The 24,877-nt window shown below is 60.1% G+C and carries 19 protein-coding genes; 9 read left to right on the top strand and 10 right to left on the bottom strand.

Features of this window, described 5'->3' with window-relative positions:
* Positions 1–117 precede the first annotated feature (117 nt).
* On the bottom strand, positions 118–1,203 hold the full coding sequence (gene recA / locus ACYJRZ_RS04860; RefSeq protein ID WP_459456599.1) for a recombinase RecA: 1,086 nt from the start codon (positions 1,201–1,203) through the stop codon (positions 118–120).
* A 239-nt stretch (positions 1,204–1,442) separates the two neighbouring features.
* On the opposite strand from recA, the gene ACYJRZ_RS04855 reads away from it, so the two are divergent.
* Together ACYJRZ_RS04855 and ACYJRZ_RS04850 are read left to right on the top strand one after the other, a co-directional pair.
* Entirely contained in the window at positions 1,443–2,387 is a 945-nt protein-coding gene (locus tag ACYJRZ_RS04855; RefSeq protein ID WP_459456597.1) for a carbohydrate kinase family protein, read from the top strand.
* Positions 2,388–2,433: 46 nt separating this feature from the next.
* A complete protein-coding gene (locus ACYJRZ_RS04850) occupies positions 2,434–3,360 on the top strand; it encodes a pseudouridine-5'-phosphate glycosidase (RefSeq protein WP_459456595.1) in 927 nt (308 codons plus the stop codon).
* 60 nt (positions 3,361–3,420) lie between these two features.
* Here the strand turns inward: ACYJRZ_RS04850 and trpS are convergent, their stop codons facing one another.
* Positions 3,421–4,440 carry a tryptophan--tRNA ligase gene (gene trpS, locus ACYJRZ_RS04845; RefSeq protein WP_459456593.1) on the bottom strand — a complete coding sequence of 340 codons (1,020 nt, stop codon included), beginning with the start codon at positions 4,438–4,440 and terminating at the stop codon, positions 3,421–3,423.
* Positions 4,441–4,664: 224 nt separating this feature from the next.
* Positions 4,665–7,283, bottom strand: a complete 2,619-nt coding sequence (gene cckA / locus ACYJRZ_RS04840; RefSeq protein WP_459456591.1) for a cell cycle histidine kinase CckA — start codon at positions 7,281–7,283, stop codon at positions 4,665–4,667.
* Positions 7,284–7,674: 391 nt separating this feature from the next.
* Here cckA and ACYJRZ_RS04835 point away from each other — a divergent pair, with 391 nt between their 5' ends.
* On the top strand, positions 7,675–8,598 hold the full coding sequence (locus ACYJRZ_RS04835; RefSeq protein ID WP_459456589.1) for a flagellar biosynthetic protein FliO: 924 nt from the start codon (positions 7,675–7,677) through the stop codon (positions 8,596–8,598).
* Between the two features lie 96 nt (positions 8,599–8,694).
* Here ACYJRZ_RS04835 and dksA read toward each other — a convergent pair whose 3' ends face one another.
* Complete coding sequence (dksA, locus tag ACYJRZ_RS04830; RefSeq protein WP_015340076.1) at positions 8,695–9,114, bottom strand: RNA polymerase-binding protein DksA; 420 nt, start codon at positions 9,112–9,114, stop codon at positions 8,695–8,697.
* Positions 9,115–9,394: 280 nt separating this feature from the next.
* Between dksA and ACYJRZ_RS04825 the strand changes: the two genes are divergently transcribed.
* The 4 genes from ACYJRZ_RS04825 (at position 9,395) to ACYJRZ_RS04810 (ending at position 13,218) form a co-directional block, all read left to right on the top strand.
* The gene (locus ACYJRZ_RS04825; protein ID WP_459456951.1) at positions 9,395–9,886 is read left to right on the top strand and encodes a SixA phosphatase family protein; all 492 of its coding nucleotides are present in this window, start codon (positions 9,395–9,397) and stop codon (positions 9,884–9,886) included.
* Positions 9,887–10,009: 123 nt separating this feature from the next.
* Complete coding sequence (locus tag ACYJRZ_RS04820; RefSeq protein ID WP_459456587.1) at positions 10,010–11,485, top strand: YcjX family GTP-binding protein; 1,476 nt, start codon at positions 10,010–10,012, stop codon at positions 11,483–11,485.
* Entirely contained in the window at positions 11,482–12,561 is a 1,080-nt protein-coding gene (locus ACYJRZ_RS04815) for a YcjF family protein (RefSeq protein ID WP_459456585.1), read from the top strand. Before ACYJRZ_RS04820 ends, ACYJRZ_RS04815 begins: the two co-directional genes overlap by 4 nt.
* 105 nt (positions 12,562–12,666) lie before the next feature.
* Positions 12,667–13,218, top strand: coding sequence for a hypothetical protein (locus ACYJRZ_RS04810; RefSeq protein WP_459456583.1), 552 nt, complete (start codon positions 12,667–12,669; stop codon positions 13,216–13,218).
* A gap of 72 nt (positions 13,219–13,290) precedes the next feature.
* Here ACYJRZ_RS04810 and folK read toward each other — a convergent pair whose 3' ends face one another.
* From folK to folP, 3 genes are all read right to left on the bottom strand, one after another.
* Positions 13,291–13,791 (bottom strand): 2-amino-4-hydroxy-6-hydroxymethyldihydropteridine diphosphokinase, encoded by a 501-nt coding sequence (folK, locus tag ACYJRZ_RS04805; protein WP_459456581.1) that lies wholly within the window; start codon positions 13,789–13,791, stop codon positions 13,291–13,293.
* Between the two features lie 10 nt (positions 13,792–13,801).
* Entirely contained in the window at positions 13,802–14,173 is a 372-nt protein-coding gene (gene folB / locus ACYJRZ_RS04800) for a dihydroneopterin aldolase (protein WP_459456578.1), read from the bottom strand.
* Positions 14,174–14,234: 61 nt separating this feature from the next.
* Positions 14,235–15,092: a dihydropteroate synthase gene (gene folP, locus ACYJRZ_RS04795; protein WP_459456576.1), complete on the bottom strand. Its 858-nt coding sequence runs from the start codon at positions 15,090–15,092 to the stop codon at positions 14,235–14,237.
* A gap of 103 nt (positions 15,093–15,195) precedes the next feature.
* Here folP and ACYJRZ_RS04790 point away from each other — a divergent pair, with 103 nt between their 5' ends.
* Positions 15,196–15,819: a DUF922 domain-containing Zn-dependent protease gene (locus tag ACYJRZ_RS04790; RefSeq protein ID WP_459456949.1), complete on the top strand. Its 624-nt coding sequence runs from the start codon at positions 15,196–15,198 to the stop codon at positions 15,817–15,819.
* 440 nt (positions 15,820–16,259) lie between these two features.
* On the opposite strand, the gene ACYJRZ_RS04785 is transcribed toward ACYJRZ_RS04790, so the two are convergent.
* Positions 16,260–16,580, bottom strand: coding sequence for a 2Fe-2S iron-sulfur cluster-binding protein (locus ACYJRZ_RS04785; protein ID WP_459456574.1), 321 nt, complete (start codon positions 16,578–16,580; stop codon positions 16,260–16,262).
* Positions 16,581–16,727: 147 nt separating this feature from the next.
* Complete coding sequence (locus tag ACYJRZ_RS04780) at positions 16,728–17,096, bottom strand: Hpt domain-containing protein (RefSeq protein WP_459456572.1); 369 nt, start codon at positions 17,094–17,096, stop codon at positions 16,728–16,730.
* A 492-nt stretch (positions 17,097–17,588) separates the two neighbouring features.
* Between ACYJRZ_RS04780 and ACYJRZ_RS04775 the strand changes: the two genes are divergently transcribed.
* Positions 17,589–24,278, top strand: a complete 6,690-nt coding sequence (locus ACYJRZ_RS04775) for an apolipoprotein A-IV repeat region-like domain-containing protein (protein WP_459456570.1) — start codon at positions 17,589–17,591, stop codon at positions 24,276–24,278.
* Between the two features lie 138 nt (positions 24,279–24,416).
* Here ACYJRZ_RS04775 and ACYJRZ_RS04770 read toward each other — a convergent pair whose 3' ends face one another.
* The gene (locus tag ACYJRZ_RS04770) at positions 24,417–24,743 is read right to left on the bottom strand and encodes an RcnB family protein (protein WP_459456568.1); all 327 of its coding nucleotides are present in this window, start codon (positions 24,741–24,743) and stop codon (positions 24,417–24,419) included.
* Positions 24,744–24,877 lie beyond the last annotated feature (134 nt).

The raw sequence follows: 24,877 nt of genomic DNA, 5'->3' as shown, positions 1-24,877 counted from the left end.
GTTCGCTCCGGGCGCTGTCCAGCCGCACGAACAAAACCGGCCGCACATCCCTTGGACAATGCGGCCGGTTCCAATTTAAAGTCTCAGTCTCAGACCGGGAACTGCTCCCGAAGATCCTTATTCTCCGGAGGCGTCGCCATCATCGGCATCGGGACCGCCATTCTGCAGGAAGCGGTCGGCGATGAGACCGGCATTCTGGCGCAGCGACAACTCGATTTCGCGGGCGAGATCCGGATTGTCGCGCAAGAAGATTTTCGCATTCTCGCGGCCCTGTCCGAGGCGTTGGCTATTATAAGAGAACCAGGCACCGGACTTTTCGACAATACCGGCCTTGACGCCGAGATCGACAAGTTCGCCGGTCTTGGAAACACCTTCACCATACATAATGTCGAACTCGACCTGCTTGAAGGGAGGCGCCATCTTGTTCTTGACGACCTTGACGCGGGTCTGGTTGCCGATCACCTCTTCGCGCTCCTTGACGGCGCCGATACGGCGGATGTCGAGGCGAACCGAGGCATAGAACTTCAGCGCGTTACCGCCCGTCGTCGTTTCCGGCGAACCGAACATGACGCCGATCTTCATACGGATCTGGTTGATGAAGATCACCATGCAGTTGGACTTCGAGATCGAAGCCGTAAGCTTGCGCAGCGCCTGGCTCATCAGACGAGCCTGCAGACCCGGCAGGCTGTCGCCCATCTCGCCTTCGATTTCGGCGCGCGGCGTCAGAGCCGCAACGGAGTCGACGACCAGAACGTCGATCGCGCCGGAGCGCACCAGCGTGTCGGTGATTTCAAGCGCCTGCTCGCCCGTATCGGGCTGCGAGATCAGCAGGTTCTGCAGGTCGACGCCGAGCTTGCGGGCGTAGACCGGATCGAGCGCATGTTCTGCGTCCACGAAGGCGCAAATGCCGCCCTTCTTCTGCGCTTCTGCAATGGTCTGCAGCGCCAGTGTCGTCTTACCCGAGCTTTCCGGCCCGTAGATTTCGATGATGCGCCCCTTCGGCAAGCCGCCAATGCCGAGAGCGATATCGAGGCTCAGAGAGCCGGTGGAAACCGTTTCGATTTCGACCACGTTCTCGTTAGAACCGAGCTTCATGATCGAGCCCTTGCCGAACGACCGCTCAATTTGAGAGAGTGCCGCTTCAAGTGCCTTGCTTTTATCCACCGATTTGTCCTCTACAAGCCGCAAAGAATTCTGAGACATCCGATCCACCTTTAGGTTATTGAAGCCGCTCTAGCAATGTCGCCGCCGATGAGAATTCTGTACTCTATTTGTTCTCTTATCGCAAGAGCACAACAAGCAATTGAAAGAAAAAGGTAAAATGAATTTCGTTCTATTTTTGTTTTCTTCTTTCTTCCCAGGCACTTACATGCCAGGAACGGTGAATTGCGAGGTGTTTGCGGCTCGCTCGATTCGCCTTTTCGACTGCTGAGGATAACCCTATGGCGAAAAAGATTCTCGTTCTCGGCGGCGCCCATATCGACCGACGTGGCCGCATCTTCGGCGAGACGGCGCCTGGCGCCAGCAACCCCGGCGCATGGTACGAAGAGCCCGGCGGCGGCGGCTTCAATGCAGCCCGAAATCTCGCCCGCCTAGGCTTCGACGTGAAGCTGATCTCGCCGCGCGGCGGTGATCCCTCCGGCGAAATGGTGGCGGAAGCCGCAAGCCATGCCGGCATCGAAGACAAGCCCTTCGTCTTCCTCGATCGCAAGACGCCGAGCTATACGGCAATCCTCGAGAATGACGGCAATCTCGTCATCGCGCTTGCCGACATGGAGCTCTACAAGCTCTTCGTGCCAAGACGCCTGGCGATTCGCGCCGTTCGGGACACCTTCGAAGAAACCGACCTCATTCTCTGCGATGCCAATCTGCCAGCCGAAACCCTGGCGGCAATTGCGGCAAGGGCCGTCTTTTGCGGCAAGCCCGTTGCCGCTATCGCCATCTCGCCGGCCAAAGTCGTGCGGCTGAAACCAAGCCTTGCCGGCATCGACCATCTGTTCCTCAATGAGGCCGAAGCCGCGGCGCTGACCGAAATCCGTCCGGAGGATCCGCGCGAATGGATAAATGCTTTGCGTGCGCTCGGCCTGCGCAATGGTGTGATCACTCGCGGGAAACGCCCCCTGATCGCCTTCTCGCATGATGCCATCGTCAGCCTGCAGCCGCCTGTCGTCGAAGATGTGGCCGATGTCACCGGCGCGGGAGACTCGCTTGCTTCCGGCGTTCTTTCGGCGCTGCTGGCCGGCCACGATCTCGCGGAAGCCGTCCGTCATGGGGCAGCGGCGGCGGCGATCACCGTCCAGTCCCCTCATGCGACGGCGGAAAATCTCACTCCCGAGCTGCTAAAGGCGGCTTTGGCCCTTGTTCCCGAGGCCGAAATTCTGTCATGAAGCCTGCTCAAGACGCGTATATTGTTTCAGTGAATTGGAAACGACAATGACCCAGCCTATCTCGCCCCTGCTTCCGATCTCCTATTCGAAGGAAGTCGCTGCCGCCAAGCTGCGCGGTGCGCCGATCGTCGCCCTGGAATCGACGATCATCACCCACGGCATGCCCTACCCCGGCAATATCGAGATGGCCCGCAGCGTTGAGGCGATCATCCGGCAGGAAGGCGCTGTTCCGGCGACTATCGCCGTCATTCACGGTACGCTGCATATCGGTCTTGAGCCGGAAGAGCTGGAAGCCCTCGCCAAAACGGAAGGTGCGATGAAGGTTTCCCGCGCCGATATCGCCTTTGCGATCGCCGAACGCCGCACGGGCGCGACCACCGTTGCCGCCACGATGATTGCCGCCGCCCGCGCCGGCATCAAGGTTTTCGCCACCGGCGGTATCGGCGGCGTGCATCGCGGCGCCGAAGAGAGCTTCGATATCTCGGCCGATCTTGAAGAGCTGTCCCGCACGGGTGTCATCGTCGTCTGCGCCGGCGCCAAGGCAATCCTCGACATTCCGAAGACCCTGGAAGTGCTGGAAACCCGCGGCGTTCCGGTCGTCACCTACGACAGCACGGAATTCCCGGCCTTCTGGTCGCGCTCATCCGGGCTCACGAGCCCTTTGACGCTGAACAGCCCCGCTGCGATCGCCAACTTCCAGACGACGCGCGAGCAGCTCGGCATCGATGGCGGTATGTTGATCGCCAATCCGGTTCCGCAAGCCGACGAGATCCCGCGCGAGGAGATGGAAATCTACATCGAGCGCGCCCTCGACAGCGCTGAGCGTGACGAGATCAGCGGCAAGGCGGTTACGCCCTATCTGCTGAGCACGATCTTCGACATTACCGAAGGCCGCAGCCTCAAGACCAACATCGCGCTTGTCGAAAACAATGCGCGTTTGGCCGCAGAAATCGCCGTCGCTCTGGCGGAATAATCAGACAAGCAGCGACGAGAACGGCCGGACGCATCAGAAGATCGCCCGGCCGTTTTTGTTTCAGGACAGGACGAAAAGGCCCAAGGCGTTGCGTAATTCGGCAAATGTGGCCTCCGTCCGCTCCCTCGCCTTTCGCGTACCCTCACGCACGATTCCCATGACATAGTCGGGCTCAGCGGCATAATGCGCGCGGCGCTCCCTGATCGGCGCGAGCAGCGCCTGCAGGACAGCTTCAAGATGTCTCTTCAAGGTGACGTCACCAAGGCCGCCATGCCGATAACGCGCCTTCATCTCTTCGACGAATTGCCGATCCTCACAAAAAGCATCGAGATAGGTGAAGACGATATTTCCTTCGATCTTGCCGGGATCGCTGACGCGCAGGTGATCCGGATCGGTGTACATGCGTCGCACCGCATCGCATATTTCATCCGACGATGCCGAAAGCGGGATGGCGTTGCCCTGGGATTTGCTCATCTTCGCCTTGCCGTCGACGCCTGGCAGGCGCCCCACGCTCGGCACCATCGCTGTTGCTTCCACAAGAACATCGCGCCCAATCTGCCGGTTGAGACGGCGGACGATCTCGTTTGTCTGCTCGATCAAAGGCGCCTGATCCTCGCCGACCGGAACGACCGTCGCCTTGAACGCCGTGATATCGGCGGCTTGCGCGACCGGATAGCAGAGAAAGCCGGCCGGGACATCGCGTTCGAAGCCGCGCAACTGGATCTCCGTCTTGATCGTTGGATTTCGCTCGAGACGGCTGACCGTGACGAAGTTCAGGTAGAGCAATGTCAGCTCTGCCAGTGCTGGCAAGGCGGATTGTAGGCAGATCGTCGTCAGCGTCGGATCGATGCCGACGGCCAGATAGTCCGTGGCGACTTCAAGGACGTTGCGCCGCACTTTCTGAGGATCATGGGCATTGTCGGTCAACGCCTGCGTATCCGCCAGGAGCAGGAATTGCCGATGGCTTTGCTGAAGCGCAACGCGGCTCTTCAGCGACCCGGCGTAGTGGCCGAGATGCAATGGGCCGGTGGTCCGGTCGCCAGTCAGGATGACGGGGCGAGTATCGATGGGAGAATGCATTTGGTTGCTCCGCAAAAGGAGCCGCCGCAATCGGGAAGGAAAAACGGAATGGACCATGCCTGCCGGATCACGGCGGCAGGGTCGATTTCAAGACATGACGACTGCCGCTCCTAGAAGGAGCGCCACCACATTTGGCAAATGGGCTTGGCAAGGTCGATCATGGGCGGTTGATTACACTGTTGCGCCACAATCGGCAACATGGAGAGGCGAGAAACGCCCCTCGCTTAATTCTTGTCCAGCGTCTCCCGCACGACGACAGCAAGCTGCTTCAGCGAGAACGGCTTCGGCAGGAAGCCGAATTGGGCGTCCGCTGGCAGATTGCGCGCAAAGGCATCCTCGGCATAACCCGAAACGAAGATGAACTTCAGATCCGGATACTTCTTGCGCAGTTCGCGCAGGAGCGACGGCCCGTCCATCTCGGGCATGACGACGTCGGAGACGACGACATCGACCTGTCCGTCGAGCTCCTCCATGATGTCGAGCGCCTCAACGCCGGAGCCGGCCTCGTGGACGGTATAACCACGCGTCTCAAGCATGCGCTTGCCGCCACGGCGTACCGCTTCTTCGTCCTCTACTAGCAGAACGACTGCGGATTTGCCTGTGAGATCGGCCGGCTCTTCTGATGAGGCGGCGACACCCACACTTTGGTCCATGGCCGCAACATCGCGGCTTTCCGCCACTTTCACTTCCGTCACCGACGGCATTTCGACGATGTGCCGTGGCAAGAAAATACGGAAGGTCGTTCCCTTGCCCACTTCCGATTCCGGCTGAATATAGCCGCCGGACTGCTTGATGATACCATAGACCATGGCAAGACCAAGGCCGGTGCCCTTGCCGACTTCCTTAGTCGTAAAGAAAGGCTCGAAAATCTTGTCCATGATTTCTGGCGCAATACCGGTTCCGGTATCGCTGACCTCGACGAGCACCATGTCCTCATGCGGAAGATAGGGATAGTTGAAGGCACTGACATCGGCAGCACGCAGATTACGGGTGCGCAGGGTCAGCGTACCGCCGCTCGGCATCGCGTCGCGGGCATTGACGCAGAGATTGATCAGCACCTGCTCGAACTGCGAGAGGTCAGTTTTGACAGGCCAGAGATCACGCCCGTAATCGACGTCGAGTTTGACATGCGTGCCAGATAGCAGTCGGTCCACCAGCATGCGCAGATCGCCGATCACGTCCGTCAGGTTCAGGATCGTCGGCCGCATGGTCTGCTTGCGCGAGAAGGCGAGCAACTGCCGAACCAGCACTGCCGCACGATTGGCGTTGCGCTTGATTTCCATCAGATCCGCGAAGCTGGCGTCGGAAGGCCGAGCCTGCAGCAGGAGATGGTCGGAAGACAAAAGGATGGCGGTCAGAACATTGTTGAAGTCATGCGCGATGCCGCCAGCAAGCGTACCGACAGCATTGAGCTTCTGCGTCTGCGCCATCTGGGTTTCGAGCGCCTTCTGCTCGGTCACCTCGACCGCATAGACGATGGCCGCCTCTTCCGGCGCCTCGTCGGTCTGGTCGATGACGGCATTGACGTAGAAGCGGAAATGCCGCGTTTCGTCCTTCGGATTGCGGGAATCGATCGGCGGAATATCACCCTGCCGGTCCTTGGCGGCCGCCAGCGCCTGCTGCAGCTGCGGCCGGTCACTTTCGTTGACGACGCTCTCGAGGGCAGCACCGCGTTCGATATCGTCGCGGGATACCAATTCCGAAAAGAGCTTCAGGAAAGGCGCATTCGTCCGCAGAATACGTCCGTTGCCATCGACGGACGCGATCGCCATCGGCGTATTGTTGAAGAAGCGGCTGAAACGCATCGCGGCGGCGGAGGCCGATTGCTCGGTATCCCCACCGTTCTGGCGGGTCAGGACGATGGTGCGGCTCTCGCCCGGAGCGCCGTCGCGCATCGAGGTTACGCTGTGGACGATCTGCACCGGCAGGCTCTGGCCGTTGGACCGGCGCAGATCGAGATCGAGCGTCACCGTCTTCTTCAAGCCCGGCTCGGCCTGCACGGACTGAATGAGTGCCAGTCCCTCGCCGGCCACCAGATCGCCAATCGTCATCGAGCCCGGCACGAATTTCGTCAGGTCGAAGCCCAGCCATTCGGCAAGCGTCGCATTGAGATAGAAGATCTCTCCCTTGCGACCGGCGGAGAAGAAGCCGGCCGGGGCATGGTCGAGATAGTCGATCGCGTTCTGCAGTTCCTTGAAGAAGCGTTCTTGGTCGTCACGCTCGGAGGTGATGTCGGTGATCTGCCAGATATGCAGTGTCTTGTTGGCGCCATGCTCGGCCGGCAGCACGCGCGCCTTCAACCGGTACCAATGCGCTCCATTGCCGCTGCCATCCATCGGCCCGAGCGGCTTCAACAGGCGAAACTCTTCCGACCCCTCATTACCATCGCGCAGGCCATTGGCGAGACGATAGAGAGCCTCGTTGGACTCACGATTTCGCGACAGGAGCATCTCCAGCGACTGCACTTCCGTCGCCTTTGTCGCCCCCGTCAAACGGCCATAGGCGGCATTCGCGTAGACGATGCGCCCCTTCTCGTCCGTAATCAGCGTTCCGTCGGGATGGCTGTTGAGGAAGGACCGCGCCAGACTATCGGACTGCGGTTGCGGCATCACCTCGACAAAGCCGATGATCGAGGAAACCAAGAAGAAGATGCCGACCATGGCGAGAATGCCGAGGCCGCCGAGAACCGCTTCATTGTCCAGCTGGTTTTTAAAAACGACGAAGGCCGCCGCGGCAGCCACGAGGACAAGCGCGAGCAGGATGATGCGCAGCACGGTTCCAGAACGAACTCCGCGATCCACCAGCGGCACGCTATACTCGTCGGACGGACGCTGCTTCGTCATGAACCCCTCGTATCCGCCTTTCTCCTCGCGACATGTCATACACGTTTAGGGGTCGCCGGAGTCGGACTTTCGAATCTTCTTTATCAATTTGCATCATTGGCAAAAAGCTTTGCTGGGCTAGAAAGGCTTGAATTCACAAGCAATAGAGCAGAACAGACCGCAATCGCATCTTGTCTCCGCCGCAATCCTGTTCATATGATCACCGTATAGAAGGGTCACGGTCAAAGCATTACCCGCAGCAGTTGCACCCACTGCATAATTCCTTAAACAGGATTCGATTTAAGGGCAAAATTACGCAGTGGATTTAGAGTATTATGGCGACCTTTGCGCGCCATAGTGACGCTCGGCGCTGCAAACCGCGACATCGGGGATAATTACGGAGTATCTCGATATGTTGGACGATATCGCCGGAGCCTATGGCAGCCGTTTCTTTCTCGCAGCCGGAGGAGTTGGCATTGCCCTGCTGGTGCTGATCGGCATTCTGTGGATCATGCGCAACCGAGCGCCCTCTCCCTTCGTGCGCGGCGGCAAGAACCGTCAGCCGCGCCTGCAGGTGCTGGATGCCGCCGCCGTCGATGCCCGCCGCCGCCTCGTACTCGTTCGACGCGATGGTATTGAGCACCTGATCATGATCGGTGGCCCCACAGACATCGTCATCGAATCGGGCATTTCCGATGCCACCCAGGCCGGAACGGCAAGGTCGACCGAGACACCCTTGGTATTTGGAGAGAGGCAGCCGCAGCAAAAGGCAACCGCTGTGGAGGCACCTCCCGCAACGCTTCCGCAGCGTCAGCAATCCGCTGAGGACAAGATCGAAGCCTATCTGCGCAACGAGCCGCGTCTCGAGCCTGAAGCACAACCGGCTTCGGTGCCTCAAGTAACCGAACGTCCGCAACCCGCTGCGGTCAAGCCGTCGCAACCTGCACCCCAGCCGGCTCCGGCAATCAGTGAGACGGAAGCCGCCGACATACTGGACGCTGCTCGCCATGTCGTCCTGCCACAACAACAACCGGCGCCCGCACGCCCTGCACCGGTCGAACCTGCCCCCTCGCCGACTCCATCGGCTGAACCCGGCAATGATTTCCAGCGCATACTGGAAGCGGAAATGTCGAAGAACCTGACCGCTGAGCGGATCATTCCGAACGCGCCGGCACCGCGACAGGTGCAGCAGCAACAGAGTGCTGGACCATCCCCGATTCCAAGCCCGGCAAAACGTGTCGAGCCCGAGCTCGCTCCGCTGACGGGAGCTGACAGCGCTCTTCAGAAAGAAGTCGCTCGCATCTTTGGAGAAATGAGCGTCAGCCGCGACAAATAAAGCGCGGCCGCCCCATCTCGCCGGAATCGAAAAAGGCACGACGGACATGTCCATCGTGCCTTTATTTTATGAAATCCGTCGAAACCGAGCCTGTCACTACTCGTCGCGGTAGACCTTCTCGCGGCGCTCATGACGCTCCTGCGCCTCGATCGACAAGGTTGCGATCGGACGGGCGTCCAGACGCTTCAAGCCGATCGGCTCGCCGGTTTCTTCACAATAGCCGTAAGTGCCATCTTCGATACGCTGCAATGCGGCATCGATCTTCGAAATAAGTTTACGCTGGCGGTCGCGGGCCCGAAGTTCGATAGCTCTGTCGGTTTCCGATGAGGCCCGATCGGCGAGATCGGGGTGATTTGCACTCTCTTCCGCCAGATGATCCAGGGTTTCGCGCGCTTCTCTAAGGATATCGTTTTTCCATGCCACCAGCTTCGCTCGAAAATAAGCTCGCTGGTTCAGATTCATGAACTCCTCGTCTTCCGAGGGCACATAATTGCTAAGATCGATCTTCTCACTCAACGCGATTCTCCTGAAGAACATCTCATATGGCGGGGTGTATATCCCAACCAATAGTGCCGATTCAAGCCAAATAGCTGCTGTCAACTGATTTTTAAATTTGTCATAAAATTCGGCTAAGGGTCTATTTTTTAATCACTTCTTCTCATCAGGCCGGATTCGTGTCTCTCGTAACCTTCCCGTGATGATGGAGCATTTCGGCTTCTGAGAGATCGCGCAGCAGTTGACGGCACCAATAAAGAAACGTTAGCTCATGAGTGAAATCGAGCCTCGGGATCTTGCCATGATCAGCATTTCGCCGCCGCCCTTCCGGATCTATCTTCTGCGCCACGCCGAGGCTCTGCAGGCTGCACCCGGGCAGAAAGATTTCGACCGTCCCTTGAGCGATAATGGCTACGCCGCAGCGGAGATCGTCGCTGACGAGGCGGCTGATAAAGGCTACAAGCCCGACCTCGTCATTTCCTCCACCGCCTTACGCTGCCGTCAGACCGCGGAGGCCATGCGCCGCGTCGTCACTCCATCGACGGAGTTTCGCTTTGTCGACGAACTCTATAACGGCTCACCCGATATCTATCTGTCGCTCATCGCTGCGCAGACCGATCAGGGCTCAGTCATGCTGGTTGCGCACAATCCGGTCATCGAGATGACGCTTGCGGCCTTGATCGGACGCGACGCTCTGGCTGGCGCTCTTCCACGCGGCTTTCCCACAGCCGGCCTTGCAGTTGTCGATTCGACGCCATCGGGCTGGGTACTGCTCGATTTTGTCACCAAATAGAGACTTCGCCGAGATAGGCCGCAAGCGGCAGTGCCGCTAATTGCGGACACATATTCGCTCATCTTTTCGGCACACATTTCCATCCCTATATTCACGGCCACGCTGTCATCCAGGGATCCCGCCTTGCCCCCAAGCCTGACCTCTTTTACCGACGACGCTCTCATTGCATTTGACAATCTGGCCGATCGCGCCGCCGGCCTCGTCAATCCCACGATCCGTCTGGGTGTTACAGGCCTCTCCCGTTCGGGCAAGACTGTCTTCATCTCGTCGCTGGTGCACAATCTCCTGAATGGCGGGCGGCTGCCGCTGTTCGAGCCGGTGCAATCCGGCCGCGTCTCCGCCGTTCGTCTCGAACCCCAGCCGGATGATGCTGTGCCGCGCTTTCAGTATGAGGATCATATCCGTGCACTCGTGAACGACCGCATTTGGCCGGATTCGACGCGGGCAATTTCCGAGCTGCGCATCACACTGGATTATCAAAGCGCCAGTGGCTGGAACCGCTTGTTCTCCCCCGGCCGTCTCTCGATCGATATCGTCGACTATCCGGGCGAATGGCTGCTGGACCTGCCGCTGCTTGCCAAGGATTTCCGCACCTTCAGCGAGGAAACTCTGGCGCTGGCGGAAACCGGTATTCGCGCCGAGCTTTCACGTCATTGGCTTGCCGTGACCGACGCCACAGACATCGCAGCGCCCGCGGATGAAATGAAGGCGCGCGATCTTGCCACGGCTTTCGCCGATTACCTGAAAGCCTGCAAATCCGACGAACGTTCGCTTTCCACATTGCCGCCCGGTCGTTTCCTTCTGCCGGGCGATCTCGACGGTTCGCCGGCCCTCACCTTCGCGCCGCTGAAGCTGTCGCCCCAAGGCAGCGCGCCGAAAGGCTCGCTCTGGGCGATGATGGAGCGCCGCTACGAGGCCTACAAGTCCGTCGTCGTCAAACCTTTCTTTCGCGAGCATTTTGCTCGCCTCGACCGGCAGATCGTTCTGGTCGATGCTCTGCAGGCCATCAATCGCGGCCCGGAAGCGGTGCAGGATCTCGAGCGGGCGCTGACGGATGTGCTGGCCTGCTTTCGTCCGGGCACAAACTCCCTCCTCTCCTCGCTGCTCGGCCGGCGCATCGACCGCGTGCTAGTGGCCGCAACCAAGGCCGACCATCTCCATCATGAAAGTCATGATCGGCTGGAAGCATTGACCCGCCGTCTCGTCGACCGCGCCATTGAGCGCATCGGCATGGCCGGTGCCGGCATCGATGTCATGGCCATCGCCTCGGTGCGGGCGACCCGCGAGGCAACCGTGACCCGCGATGGCCAGACGCTCCCCGTCATCGTCGGCACGCCGATGGACGGGGAAACCATCGCTGGCGAGAGATTCGACGGCAATCGCAAAACTGCGGTTTTCCCCGGCGACCTCCCTGAAAATCCGCGCTGGCTGTTTGAAGCCCTTGAATCGGACGGAGCCAAAGTCCATCTGCCCGAAGTGAATGTCGTGCGGTTCCGCCCGCCGGAGCTGGAAAAAACCGGGGAAGGCATCAAACTTTCGGTGCCGCATATTCGCCTCGACCGCGCCATGCAGTTCCTGTTCGGAGATCGCCTCGCATGACGAAATCGACCGAAAACGAACCGAACGGTAGTCGTCGTCCGGGCGCCTTCACGGTGGAACCGGAAACCTCCAGAAAGGAGGTAGCTCCACCAGCGGTTCGCAAGCCACAGAGCTTTGATGCCGATGTCGTGCTGACGCCCGACGCGGAGGATCCGTTCATCAGTCCCACCCTCGGCGCCGATTCGGACGCAACTGCCATCGCCAAGCCCCGCCGCAAAAGATTCTCCTTCGGCAAGGTGGCACTCGGTGCGCTCGGTATTCTGGTATCGCTCGCCTTTGGCCTCTGGACGGATCAGCTCATCCGCGACCTGTTCAGCCGGGCCGACTGGCTCGGCTATACCGCCCTTACGGTCGTCGCTGTCGGCATTCTGGCCGTCCTTGCCATCGTCATCCGCGAGACTGCCGGAATGATGCGGCTTGCCGCCGTGCAGACCATCAAGGCAGAGGCGGAAGCAGCCATTGTCGAAACTCGACCGGCGCGCGCCAAAGCATTGGTCAAGCGACTCTGCGCACTGCTGGAAGCCAATCCGGACACGGCAAGAGGCCGTGCGACCCTCAAGGCAGCGGAAGACGATATCATCGATGCGCCCCAGCTGATCGATCTTGCCGAACGTGAGCTGCTCGGCCCGCTTGATCGCCGCGCCCGGGCGCTGATTCTCGGCGCATCGAAACGGGTATCGGTGGTGACCGCCGTCAGTCCCCGCGCTCTCGTCGATATTCTCTATGTTCTCTATGAAGCGGCAAAATTGGTCCGCGCCATGGCCGAACTCTACGGCGGTAGACCCGGAACGCTCGGCATGGTCAGGCTGATGCGCGATGTAGTCGCCCATCTCGCCGTCACCGGCTCCATAGCAGTCGGCGACAGCATCATCCAGCAACTGATCGGCCACGGTCTGGCATCGAAACTGTCGGCGCGTCTTGGCGAGGGCGTCGTCAACGGCATGATGACCGCGCGAATCGGGATAGCCGCCATGGACCTCTGCCGACCGCTTCCCTTCAAGGCGCTCAAGCGACCAGGTATTGCCGATTTCGCCGGTGATCTCACGCCGAACGTCACCGGTCGCAATCCGGCGTGACGACCTGCAAATTAGGGACTTCAACACGTCCGGAAACCAAGCATTAACCATTCTAGGGCAAAAGTGACAACCAGTTTCACGGTTTCGCCTCGCTAGGGAATGTCCATGTTTTCGCGTCGATTTCTTCTTGTAAGCAGCCTTGCCGCCGCAGCCATCTCCACCGGCGTCTGGACGCAATCAGCCGACGCGGCACCCCGCGACAAGGCCTTCTTCCAGTCGATATCAGGCACCTGGAGCGGCCCGGGTGAGATTGTTGCCGGCAAGTACAAGGGTACGAAGTTTACGTGCAATCTCACGGGCAAGCCATCCGATGGCGGCAGTGCCGGTGTCAAGCTCGACGGCACCTGCCGCGTTGGCGTTTTCCAGCAGCCGATGTCGGCAGAGATCACGCAGAACGGCGGTTCCTACAGCGGAAAATTCCTGGATGGTGCAGCCGGTAAGGGCCTCGACGTAACGTCCGGCACGGTCAACGACAACACGGTCGTTCTCGGATTGATCCGCCAGAAGCTTAACGGCGCCATGATCGCTCGCGTTGCGGACAACAAGTCGATGAATGTCACAATCTCGGTGAAGGTCGGCGAACAGATGGTGCCGGTCATCGGCGTCACGTTGAAGCGCGCCGATGTTGACCAGATGGCGGTCGGATCAATCCAGTAAGCTTCGTATATCAATGCCCAAAAGCAAAAGGCTGGCAAACTCGCCGGCCTTTTGCTTTTTTCATATTGCGATTCAGGCGGTTCGCCACCAGTCACGGTTTTCATCCGCAACCTCGATGCCCTCGACATCGACCTCCCGCAACCAGTCGCTGATCTTGCGGCCGTTGACGACGAGATCCTCTGCAAAATCGGCAAGCGGCATCAGCACGAAACCACGCTCGACCATTCGCGGATGCGGAATGGTGAGCAGCGGCTCAGCCTGTTCCAGCTCTCCATAGGTCAGCACGTCGATATCGATCGTGCGCGGCCCCCAGCGCTCGATCCGCACCCGCTTCATCTGCCGCTCTATATCGAGACACACATCAAGCAGGGCTTCCGGCGAAAGCGTAGTATCGACGGCAGCACAGGAATTGTAGAAGAAGGATTGGTCCGTCTTGCCCCAAGGCGGCGTGCGGTAAAGCCGCGACACCGAAACCACCTGACAATCAGCATGCGCGTCCAGCGTGCGCAGGGCAAGCGCCATGGCGTGGATCGGGTTGTCCAGATTGCCGCCCAAACCGAGCGTCGTCCGCACGGCTACCCCCTCAGGCAAAATGCTCAATGCTCACCTGTACATAATCGAGAACGCCCGGAACCGGGGCATTGGGCTTGCGTACCGTGATTTTAGCGCGGCGGATACTCGGAAAACGTCGGCATAGTTCCTTCGCCACATCGAGCGCCAGCGCCTCTATCAGATAACGCCGGCGGCCAGTCACGATTTCCTCGATGACGCTAAAAGCGATGCCGTAATTGACCGTATCGTCGATCGAATCCTGCTCCAACGCATCGCCGGCCTCGACATCGAGTTCGGCATCAACGAAGAAGCGCTGACCTAGGAACTCCTCCTCATCATGGACGCCGTGCCGGGCAAAAAAGGCGCAATTCTGCAGAGTAATGGTATATGTCACAGCGCTCATGGCGTATCTCCGTTTCGAACAGGCGCGATCGCGTCCGAAAACCGCTCCCTGGATCCGAGTATCATGTTTTAAGTCTCGCGCGCGTCCTGAGAATAGCATCCGCGACCGCCAGCGCGTCCCTGTTGATTGCGACATTGTGTACGCGGAATATCGCAGCTCCCTGCAATCGCAGGATTGCACTGGTTGCGGCAGTGCCGACATCGCGATCAGCTGCTTCGCGACCGGTTATCGTGCCCACGAACCGCTTGCGCGAAGTGCCGACCAACAGGGGCAGGTCGAAGTGCAGCAGGGCATTGAAACGCGCCATGAGCTCCAAATTTTCCTCGGCGTTTTCCTTGGCAAAGCCGAAACCCGGATCGAGTACGATCGTCCGCCTGTCCACGCCTGAGGCGGCAGCGATCTCGAGCGAGCGATTGAGAAATAGAAGCTGGTCATCGATGACATCAGGCAGCTTCTGCCGGTTACGGCCGGTATGCATGATGCACAGACCGGCGCCCGTCTGCGCCGCCACGGCGGCGATGTCAGGCTCGCGCTGCAGGCCGAAGACATCATTGACGATATGAGCACCTGCTCCAATCGCCAGCCGCGCCGTATCGGCACGGTACGTGTCGACCGAGATCAGAGCATCAGTCCTCCCACGCAGGGCTTCGATGACGGGCAATACCCGTCCCTGCTCCTCGGTGGCGTTGACGGGGGCAGCGCCCGGCTTGGTCGATTCACCACCAATATCGATGATGGCAGCCCCGTCCTCAACGCAAGCCAACGCATGGGCAACAGCCGCATCGACGGCCTCATAGTGACCGCCGTCGGAAAAGGAATCCGGCGTCACATTGACGATCGCCATAATGACGCTCTGCCCGCCGACATCGATGCTGCGGCCATGCGCGACATGCCAAGTTTGGCTGCGAAGCTCCGTCACGAACTGTCCATCCCATTGAAAAGGAAAAAACCTTACGCTTGATATTGCGCTCACAGTGGCTATGCCGCAAGGTTCACAGAAGTTCAACATGGTAGCGACACGAATGCCGCTTGCGTCCCATAAGTTCAGTCTTTCGTGTGCATTGCTGCTCACAATCTGCATGCCCGCTGTGGCCGGTGCGGAAGTCATCGCCCGCAAATCCATTTCCTATTTCGACATCAAAGGCAGCACCGCCGACGAACTCGATGCAGCCTTGAATCAGCGCGGCCCGCTGGCGATAGGCTCCAGCAGCCACCATCCCGGTGCGACAAAGATCCGCTTCGGTGGCAGCGCGACCTACAGCGAAGCAAACGGCCGCTGTCATATTTCCAGCGTCAAGGTAACGGTCGATACGGAAATCATCCTGCCACGTTGGCGCGACCGGCGCGGCGCCACCAAGCAGCTTTCGGTGATCTGGGATACTCTTGCCGGCGATATCCGGCGCCATGAGGATCGGCATGTCGAAATCGCCCGCCAGCATGCGCGACAGATGGAAAAACAGATCCTAGCTCTGCCATCGGCCAGCAATTGCGATACGCTGCAGGAACGGGCAAACGCGGTGACATCCCGCGAAACAGAGCGGCACGACGCCGATCAGGCGCGCTTCGACCGCATAGAAGCGCTCAATTTTTCGAGCCGCATTCAGAGGCTGCTCTATTATCGCAGCCGACAAGGCAATTCGCAGTAGCCCGAAGAGCCGCACTCACCACAAAAAGCGATCGAGTAATAACGACTGTGGGAAATAGGTCACTATATGTTGTGAATCGTGTGATCTCGCCCCTCTTTGAACTTTACGAGAATCTGAAATAGGTTTTTCCTATCAATTACAGAGACAAACGCACTGGTTGATTCGAAAAAGGCCGGGCGAGAGGCTCATAAAGATCGATTTCGAGTGCCTGCGTCGGCGGGGCTATTCGCTCGTTGGCGCAGTCGGGTTTGTTTTTCAAAGCATGCGCTAAGTGTTCTCCTGGCGCGTCCTGAAGCCGCAGGTGTTTCCTCCCTTGCCTGTGGTGATGCGCCCGCCTCGCCTCGCTCGCTGCACTGGCTGAGCGGGGCATCTTTTTGAGTGATAAGTGCCTACAGGAGATCTAGCCGAGGAAACGCCGGAAGGCGCGTCGGAGCACTGCCTCAGGCCTGGCGCTCCGGCACATGCACGACGAGCCCGTCAAGCGCGCTCTTCATCTTGATCTGACAGGAAAGCCGCGAATTCGAGCGGACGTCGAAGGCAAAATCGAGCATGTCTTCTTCCATGGCTTCCGGGCCGCCGACCTTTTCGGTCCATTCCTCGTCGACATAGACATGACAGGTGGCACAGGCGCACGCGCCGCCGCACTCCGCTTCGATACCCGGAACGGAATTACGCACTGCATTTTCCATCACGGTGGAGCCCTCGTCGACATTGAGGTCAAAGCGCGTGCCGTCGAAGGCGACGATGGTCAATTTGGTCATGTGGGTGGATTCCGAATTGCTTGAATGAAGGACGATGGGGATTTTACTTCCAACAATTCGCCGGAGCAGTCAACATTTGCGCCGCCGAAACGGGTTTTACCGTCTGGCGGCGCAAGAATGCATGAGATTGACGTTCGAGCGGTCGACTTAACGCGAGAGCTTCAAAATGAAGTTCTCGGCCTCGATCACGCTGGCTGTAACAACTGCCATGCGAGCGGCGTCGCCGGCATTGCTTTCGAGCGCTCCGGCCGCATCCGCCACGCGGAAAGCGCCAACGGCGCTGGCAGCACCCTTCAGCTTGTGCGATGCAGCCTGCATGCGCTTCAAATCGCCGCTGCCGATCTCCTGCAGACAGGAACGCGCCTGCCTTGCGAACATCTGCAGCACCTCCACCTCAAGCGCCTTATCACCCATCGTCTGCTTTCCGAGATGGACAAGATCGATAGCCCGCTCCCGCGACGGGGCCGCGCCCCGCGAATTGTCCGGAGATTCAAATGCGATGTTCAAAGCGGCCATGTGCCAATGCTCCCGTCTTATATCTAGGACTGTTTTAGGAACCTGCCGCATAGTTGCGGCTCGGGCATGGCCATCCCGTTAAATTTTGGCACATTGAGGGCCGAAAACTCCGGACATGGTTAACGTGCGTTAAACATGCTCAAAATCTTGGGTTTTCATAGTATTGAACAGCCAAACAGGGTTAATGGCCCCTTAATGATCCACTGACTTTAAGGTGGAATTAATTGTCATAACTGGGGGAATGTGTCACTACGATACTGGTAAATTGGGTGGATGGCACATGCCTTTGCCCCGGAAGTGGATGATGGTAATGTTTTCATAACATCCGTTTGAAAAACCAGTTATCCACTCTGAATGTAATGGGAAATCCAAGCTCGGTGTTGACCGAGGACGGAAGACCCCACGGGAGGCAGGGTTCGTCTTTTCCGGACGCGGCGGAATTACCGGAAAAGACACGGCAAGCCCGAGTGAGTTGTAACGAGGCGTAACCGCATGGCGAACAAAAAGTACATCGAGTCGGTCGAGGACAAGGCCTTCCAGGCATTGGACGAAGCTTTGCAGATCGATTTCAGTGACGAGAGCTTAGAGTCTCGCAGCGGCATTACGCCCGATATCCCGGAGCAAAATGTGTCTGAGCCGCCGAAACAGCCGATAAAGCAGACCAGGGATGATGCCGCCCGCCAGAATGGCGGCGCACGCAGCACCGCAGCCCCTGCGCCTCCGCCCCGCCCTGCCGAGGCGCCGAGGAACCCGACCCTCGCTGCCGCCAATGACGGCAATAGGGCAAGTTCCGCTAGTATATTGAGAGCGCTCGATGGAGCCTCGCAGAGCCATGCGGTGCGAAACGCCACGATCGTCTCTCTGTTCTGGATCATCGGCGGGGCCGGCCTCGCCTTCATGCTCTATGGCGCTCAGATCCGGAACATCCATTCGATCGCGGATCTCGCTGCCCTTCCGGGCCTCATCGCCTGCATCGTCGGCATTATCGTTCCGGTACTGCTTTTCTATGCTTTCGGCATGATGATCTCGCGTGCGCATGACATGCGCAATGCGGCCCGCTCCATGGCGGAAGTCGCGCTACGTCTCGTAGAGCCGGAAACCGTCGCTTCGGAGCGCATCATGACGGTCGGTCAGGCCGTTCGCCGCGAAGTCTCGGCGATGAACGAAGGCATCGAGCGCACCATTGCACGCGCGACGGAGCTCGAAACCCTCGTCCATTCCGAGGTCAACGCACTGGAGCGCAGCTACGCCGACAACGAATTGCGCGTGCGCGGCTTGGTCCACGAACTCGGCGCAGAGCGCGACGCCATCGTCAATCATGCCGAGCGTATCCGCTCTTCGATTTCGGGCGTGCACGATCAGATCAAGGAAGACCTGTCGCTGGCGACCGAAGAAATCGCCGTGCGCCTCTCCACGTCGGGTGAAGCCTTCGCGTCGATGATCGACACGCGCGCAGCCGCCCTGATGGAAAAGTCGGATTCCGCGGTCCAGGCCCTTGGCACTCTGCTTTCCGCGAAGACCGACAGCCTGCTGCAGAACCTCAACGCCTCGGGCCTCGCTCTCAGCCATGAATTCGATTCCCGCCTGGAATCTCTATCGTCGACCCTTGCCGAACGCGGCAAGGACCTGCTCGGACAGTTCGAAACCCGCGCTTCGACACTCGATGCAAACACCGAAAAGCTGAATTCCGCATTGAATGAACGTGCGCGCCAGCTCAACGAAACGCTGGTTGCCCGCACAAGGGAGATCAGCGAAAGCCTCAGCGGCGGCGAGCGGTCCATCACCGGCACGCTGGACAATGTTCTGTCCCGCCTCAACACGGCACTCGACGAAAAAGGCGCGAGCTTCCGCCAAAGTCTGCAGTCGACAGCCGATGATGCCATCATGGACATCGACTTGCGCTCCGGCTTCTTCGAAGAGCGCTTCCAGTCGACGATCGCACAGCTTTCGACGACCTTTGACGAGCGCGTGTCGGAATTCGCCTCCGCCTTCGACAAGCGCGCCGGCTCTCTGGACACCAAGCTCTCGGAAAGCCTTGCTCGCATCAATCAGTCGCTTGGCAGCAATTCGGAGGCACTGGAAGGCATCCTGACCTCCAGCATTGAGCGCCTCGGTTCGCATCTCACCGACCAGTCCTTCGCTCTGGCAACGACGCTGGCAACCGGCCAGGAGGTATTGGAAAGCGCAATCGGCTCCAAGGCGAACGAGATCACTTCCGCGCTGCAGAACGCCACGACAGGCATTTCCTCGGCCCTGACCTCGGGCACGAGCGAACTCAACACCACGCTTGCCTCGCATGCCAGCGCCTTTACCTCTGCGGTGCAGGGTGTGACGCGCGAAGTCTCGACCGCGCTGCAAAGCGGTACGGAAGAACTCACCTCCGCCTTCACCGGCCGCGCCAACGACATCAACAACACCCTCTCTGCCCGCACCAACGAGATCACGCAGGCTTTGAGTTCTGCTCACGAGCGGGTCGATGCCGTCATGGCCGCCCGCAGCAACGCCTTGTTCGGCGCGCTTGCCGATAACCAATCCCGTTTCGAGCAGACGCTTGCCGAGCGCTCGGAAGCGATTACCAACGCCGTCAGCGGTTCTCATGAACATCTGACCGCCGCTCTGGACGAGCGTACCTCGATGCTCGCCATTTCGCTGGCCGAGAGCCAACTGCGCCTCGAAAACACGCTTGCGAGCCGCGCAGATGCGATCACCAGCGTCATGACCGATACCCACAGCAAGCTGGCCGACACGCTCGACGATAAGACGATGGCGCTTGCTATCGCGCTTTCCGAAAGCCAATCCCGCCTGGAAGATACGGTTTCCGGTCATGCGGAACGGGTTGCCGGCACGCTCGATACCAAGACCAACGAACTGGCGCGCGCACTTGCCGAGGGTCAGGCTCGCCTCGAAAGCACCGTCTCGGGTCACGCCGAAAGCGTCACCAATGCTCTCGACGACAGGACGATGGCGCTCGCCATCGCACTTTCAGAGAGCCAGGCCCGGCTGGAGGAAACCGTTGCCGGTCACGCAGATCGCGTCGCTGACACGTTCGAAGGCAAGGCCAGTGCCCTCGCCGCCGCGCTGACCTCCGGACAGGCTCGTCTCGACGAAACCCTCGCGAACCGCGCCGAGGCCATCATCAAGGCATTTGCAGGCAACCATAATGCCTTGGCCGAAGCACTGGACGACAGAGCTATGGCTCTCGCCATCGCATTGTCGGAAGCCCAGGCCCGCCTCGAGGATACCGTCTCCGGCCATGCTGATCGCGTTGCCGACACGCTGGACGGCAAGACACGGGCGCTTTCCGATGCGCTGACCTCCGGCCAGTCGCGTCTCGAAGCGACGCTTGCCAATCGCGCCGAGGCGATCACCAACGCGTTCGCCAGCAACCACAATGCGCTGGCCGATGCACTGGACGACAAGGCGATGGCTCTCGCAATTTCGCTTTCGGACACCCAGTCACGCCTCGAGGATGCGGTATCCAGCCGTCTCGACGCCCTCTCCGAAACTGTTGCCGGCACTCACGACAAGATCGTCAACAGCCTCGACGACAGGACGATGGCGCTCGCCGTCGCTCTTTCGGAAGGCCATGCGAAGCTGGAAGACACTCTTTCCAACAGCGCCAAGGCCATTGCCCATACCGTCACCAGCGGCCACGAGGCATTGACCAACACGCTCGACGACAAGAGCATGGCCTTCGCAATCTCGCTTGCAGAAAACCAGAACCGCTTCGAAAGCGCCCTGGAGGAACGTGCCAACGCGCTCCTCCAAAGCGTCTCCGGCGCAGAATCCCGCGTTGCCGGAGCCTTTGGCGACAAGGCGGATGCCATTCGCGCAGCCTATAGCGAAAACCAGGAACGCCTCGACCGCTCGCTCGCCGCCCATACGGACACTCTCTCCAATATTCTCGGCACCAATAGCGACCGCGTCGAAACTGTTCTCGGCACCACCGCCCGTCAGCTGGAGAACACGCTTGGCGCCGGTCTGTCGCAGATGGATCAGAACCTGGCCTCGGCCTACGAGCGTATGCGTTCCACGCTGGAAGACCGCAGCAATGCGATCAACCTTGCCCTGCGCGACGCCCATGCGCAGATCGACAACACCTTGATGGAACAGACGACCGCCATCGGGACCTCGATCGCCACCAGCGCCAGCATGCTCGAAATGTCGCTCGAGGACCGTGAGGCTTCGCTGCGTCAGACCATCGACGCTAGTGCAAGGACGTTGGAAGAGCGCCTGAACAGCGGTGCAGGCGACATTGCCGGCCGTATCCAGCAGGCCGCCGGCGACATCGCCCGCTCGGCCGAAACCTTCTCGTCCAACCTCAATCAGTCGATCGAAGGCATGACGAACCGCTTTGCCGAGACCGGCTCGCGGGTCGAAGCCAGCCTGTCGGCTCTCGAAAATCGCATCAATGAAGGCGTCACCGGCGTTGCAGCCCAGGTCGATGCCGCCGGCAACCGCCTCTCCGATACGCTGGCGAGCGGTGCGGCAAAGATCGATGACAGCGGCAGCCACGCAGCTGCCCGCATCGAAGAGCGCCTTTCGACCATGGATCGCGCCCTCAATCTCGGCCTCGAAGCGGTCAATCGCACGATCGAAGGCAAGGCTGCCAATCTTGCAACGACGCTGCGCACGGCTGTTGCCGATGCCGCGCAGGGCATGGACACGGAAGCGACCCGCACGGCTGAATTGCTCGCCAATACTGGCCAGCAATTTGCCGAAAACCTCGGCAGCCATAGCGATGCCTTTACGCGCGCCATGACCGAGCGCTCCGACGAGCTCGTCAACCGCGTCTCGGAAACGCAGAACCGGCTGGCAAGCCAGGCTGCAGCCGTCGCCCAGACCTTCTCGGAAGCAGGCAACGCGATCGTCAACAAGGTCGCCGAAGCCGAGGGCCTCGTCAGCAACCAAGTCAACACGATCTCGCAGGCACTCTCTTCGGCCGAACAGTCGCTGGAAGCCCGCGGCGCGTCTCTCCGCAATACGCTTGCCGGCGGCAGCGAGCAGATCGCCGCCACCATGGCACAAGTCGAGCGCGCGCTCGACGAGCGCAGCACAGCGATCCGCAGTTCGCTGGAGGAACGCGCTCACGAAATCGACTCGACGCTTGCCGATGTCGACAAGGCCCTGGAAGCTCGTGGCTCCTCCATCCGTACCTCGCTCGACGAGCGCACCCGCGAGCTGAATTCGATGCTGGCTGGACGCTCCACCGAGCTGTCGCGCCTCATCGACGAAAAGGCTCGGCCCATCGTCGATCGCTACGCGGCAACGGGTCAGGAAGCCGCCGCTCTCATCACGGCGGCAGCTCAGGAAAGCACGGAGCGCCTGCGGGCCGAGAATGCCGCGCTGATCAACGCGATTTCGTCGCGCACCGAGCATGCCGTCAACACGGTCAGCGCGCTGGAAAACAACCTGCTTGCGAGTGTCAATGGTGTCATCGCCCGTCTAGCGGACAACAACTCGGCGATCGCCGGACTGCTGTCCAATGCTGCGAGCGAATTTGCAAGCGTCGATGACCGACTGATGGCAACCTCGTCGCGCTTCGCTGAATCCGCGGCAAAAGCCGGCGAGATGGTTTCGGCTTCGAGCCGCCTCCTTGAAGGCAAGGTCGACAAGCTGTCTGAGATCACCGGCCAGACTCTTTCGCAGGTCGGCAGTATCGTTGGCCGCTTTGACGATCATTCCAAGGTGCTGACGCAAGCGTCTCAGCTCCTTGGCGCGGCCCAGTCGAACCTTGTATCGACGCTGGAAGAGCGCGAAACGGCGCTGCAGAACCTGGCCGTCGGCCTCGTTCAGCGCTCGGAAGAGATCGAGAACACCATGCGCGCCCTCGGCTCGATGGTGGAAACAGCTTTCGACCGGGCCGAGCAGCGGTCGAACCAGGTGACCGGTAATCTGCGCCAGAGCGTGCAGTCTTCCTTCGGCGATATCGGCCGCGTTCTCTCCGACGCCGAGAAGCGCGCCGAAGATGCAGCGGAAAACATGCGCGCAGCATTGCAGAAGGCCGGCGAGGAAGCGAACCAGGCTGTCGAAAACACATTCGCCAACGCCGAGCGCCGCTCCAGCGATCTCACCAATCGCCTGCGCGGTGGCCTCACCGCCTCGTTGTCCGAGGTCGAGCAGATGCTCGCCGACGCCGGCAAGACCTCCGAGACGGCTGCTCATCAGCTGCGTGAAACCCTGCGTGTTGCAGTCGATGACGCGATCGGCCGCTTCGCCGGTGCGACGGACGAGATCCGCCGCTCGGCCGGCGATATCCGCCGTGAGCTTGATCTCACCCGCAGCGAGTTGAAGCGCGGTGCCTTCGACCTTCCAGAAGAAGCGAAGGAAAGCGCTGCAGCGATGCGCCGCGCGGTTGCCGAGCAGATCAAGGCCCTTCAAGATATCTCGCAAATCGTCGGCCGCTCGACGCAGCAGCTGGAGATTTCCGAGCCGACCGCTCGCGCGCTGGCCGAAGCACAACCTGCTCCACGGCCGCAGCCCGCCGCGCCTGCCCCGGCAGCTGCAGCCCCGCGGTCTCAACAGCCTGCTCCGCAACAACCGGCGCCACAGCCGCCAGTCGCCCAGCAGCCCGCACAGCGCCCGGCGCCGCAGCAGCCGCCTTCGATCGAGTCCCTCGGCCTGCGTGGATCGCTTTCCGCAGAGCGCCCGGCCGCACAGCCGCAGCGCCCGGCTGAACCGGCGCCCGCGCGCCAGGAAGCAGCTGGCGGTGGCTGGATCAGCGATCTGCTGCGTGGCGCTTCGCGCGATGAAAATGCCGGTCTGCAGCCGACCCGCCAACCAGCGCCGAAGGCGCCGGCGGAACAGGCTCCTGCCCCCGCCGCGCGCAACCCGCGCCATGTTGTGGAATCGCTGAACTCGCTTTCGGTCGATATCGCCCGCGCCATCGATCATGACGCCTCGGTCGATCTGTGGCGCCGTTACCAGCGCGGCGAACGCGACGTGTTCACCCGTCGGCTCTATACGCTCAAGGGTCAGCAGACCTTCGACGAGATCAAGCGCAAATACGACCGTGAGCCGGAATTCCGCACCGCAGTCGATCGCTACATCGCCGATTTCGAAAAGCTGCTCGCCGATGTCGCGCGTACCGATCGTGATCGCACCATTACGCAGTCCTATCTCACCTCGGACACGGGCAAGGTCTACACCATGCTGGCCCACGCAGCAGGCCGCCTGAACTGAGAATGAGACCAGACGACTCCTTGATCCCCGGCAGAGATGCCGGGGATTTTTGTTTCAGGCTTTTTCATAAGTTTTAGGGCACGAAAAAAGGGCGGTTCTCGGCCGCCCTTGACTTGCTTGGTAGTAGCTCGAGCCGGCTTACCGGGCCTCATGCACCTTCGAGATCAAACCGCTGGTAATACCAACGAGGAGGAAGTTGTTCTTCAGGCGAACCCAGTGATAGCCGCGCGGAGGCGTGGATAGCTGGAAGGCACGATAGTCGATTTCCGTTGCGCGGCGGCGGTCAGAAGCCGACAGGCGGCGCCCCTTGACCCAGCCGCCTTTGCGGATAACGACCTTCTTCTTCACTACCTCTTTCTGAACAACGGTCTGCCTGCCGGCGGGAGCGGGCTTGACCTGCGCTGTCGCAGCCAGCGGCATCCCGAGGACTGTCGCCGCAAGAAGCACTGCGAAGGTTTTTCTCATTGGTTGTTTCCTCATTTCAGAATCTGCACGCGAACTTATCGTGACAGACATGAAACGCATCTGACAGTCGAATTACAATTCCGTAATAGAGGCAACAACAGGCAGACTTTCCATCGCATGTCCGCAAGTCTTCG

The sequence above is a fragment of the Rhizobium sp. No.120 genome (assembly GCF_054558365.1).
This window is presented reverse-complemented; position numbering and strand designations above follow the sequence as displayed.

Bases quoted from the DNA above. Each gene is read 5' to 3' on its own strand.
- ACYJRZ_RS04855 (WP_459456597.1), top strand. From the start codon at position 1,443: ATGGCGAAAAAGATTCTCGTTCTCGGCGGCGCCCATATCGACCGACGT.
- cckA (WP_459456591.1), bottom strand. From the start codon at position 7,283: ATGACGAAGCAGCGTCCGTCCGACGAGTATAGCGTGCCGCTGGTGGAT.
- recA (WP_459456599.1), bottom strand. From the start codon at position 1,203: ATGTCTCAGAATTCTTTGCGGCTTGTAGAGGACAAATCGGTGGATAAA.
- trpS (WP_459456593.1), bottom strand. From the start codon at position 4,440: ATGCATTCTCCCATCGATACTCGCCCCGTCATCCTGACTGGCGACCGG.
- ACYJRZ_RS04770 (WP_459456568.1), bottom strand. From the start codon at position 24,743: ATGAGAAAAACCTTCGCAGTGCTTCTTGCGGCGACAGTCCTCGGGATG.
- ACYJRZ_RS04835 (WP_459456589.1), top strand. From the start codon at position 7,675: ATGTTGGACGATATCGCCGGAGCCTATGGCAGCCGTTTCTTTCTCGCA.
- ACYJRZ_RS04815 (WP_459456585.1), top strand. From the start codon at position 11,482: ATGACGAAATCGACCGAAAACGAACCGAACGGTAGTCGTCGTCCGGGC.
- ACYJRZ_RS04785 (WP_459456574.1), bottom strand. From the start codon at position 16,580: ATGACCAAATTGACCATCGTCGCCTTCGACGGCACGCGCTTTGACCTC.
- folB (WP_459456578.1), bottom strand. From the start codon at position 14,173: ATGAGCGCTGTGACATATACCATTACTCTGCAGAATTGCGCCTTTTTT.
- ACYJRZ_RS04825 (WP_459456951.1), top strand. From the start codon at position 9,395: ATGATCAGCATTTCGCCGCCGCCCTTCCGGATCTATCTTCTGCGCCAC.
- ACYJRZ_RS04775 (WP_459456570.1), top strand. From the start codon at position 17,589: ATGGCGAACAAAAAGTACATCGAGTCGGTCGAGGACAAGGCCTTCCAG.
- ACYJRZ_RS04790 (WP_459456949.1), top strand. From the start codon at position 15,196: ATGCCGCTTGCGTCCCATAAGTTCAGTCTTTCGTGTGCATTGCTGCTC.
- ACYJRZ_RS04780 (WP_459456572.1), bottom strand. From the start codon at position 17,096: ATGGCCGCTTTGAACATCGCATTTGAATCTCCGGACAATTCGCGGGGC.
- ACYJRZ_RS04850 (WP_459456595.1), top strand. From the start codon at position 2,434: ATGACCCAGCCTATCTCGCCCCTGCTTCCGATCTCCTATTCGAAGGAA.
- ACYJRZ_RS04810 (WP_459456583.1), top strand. From the start codon at position 12,667: ATGTTTTCGCGTCGATTTCTTCTTGTAAGCAGCCTTGCCGCCGCAGCC.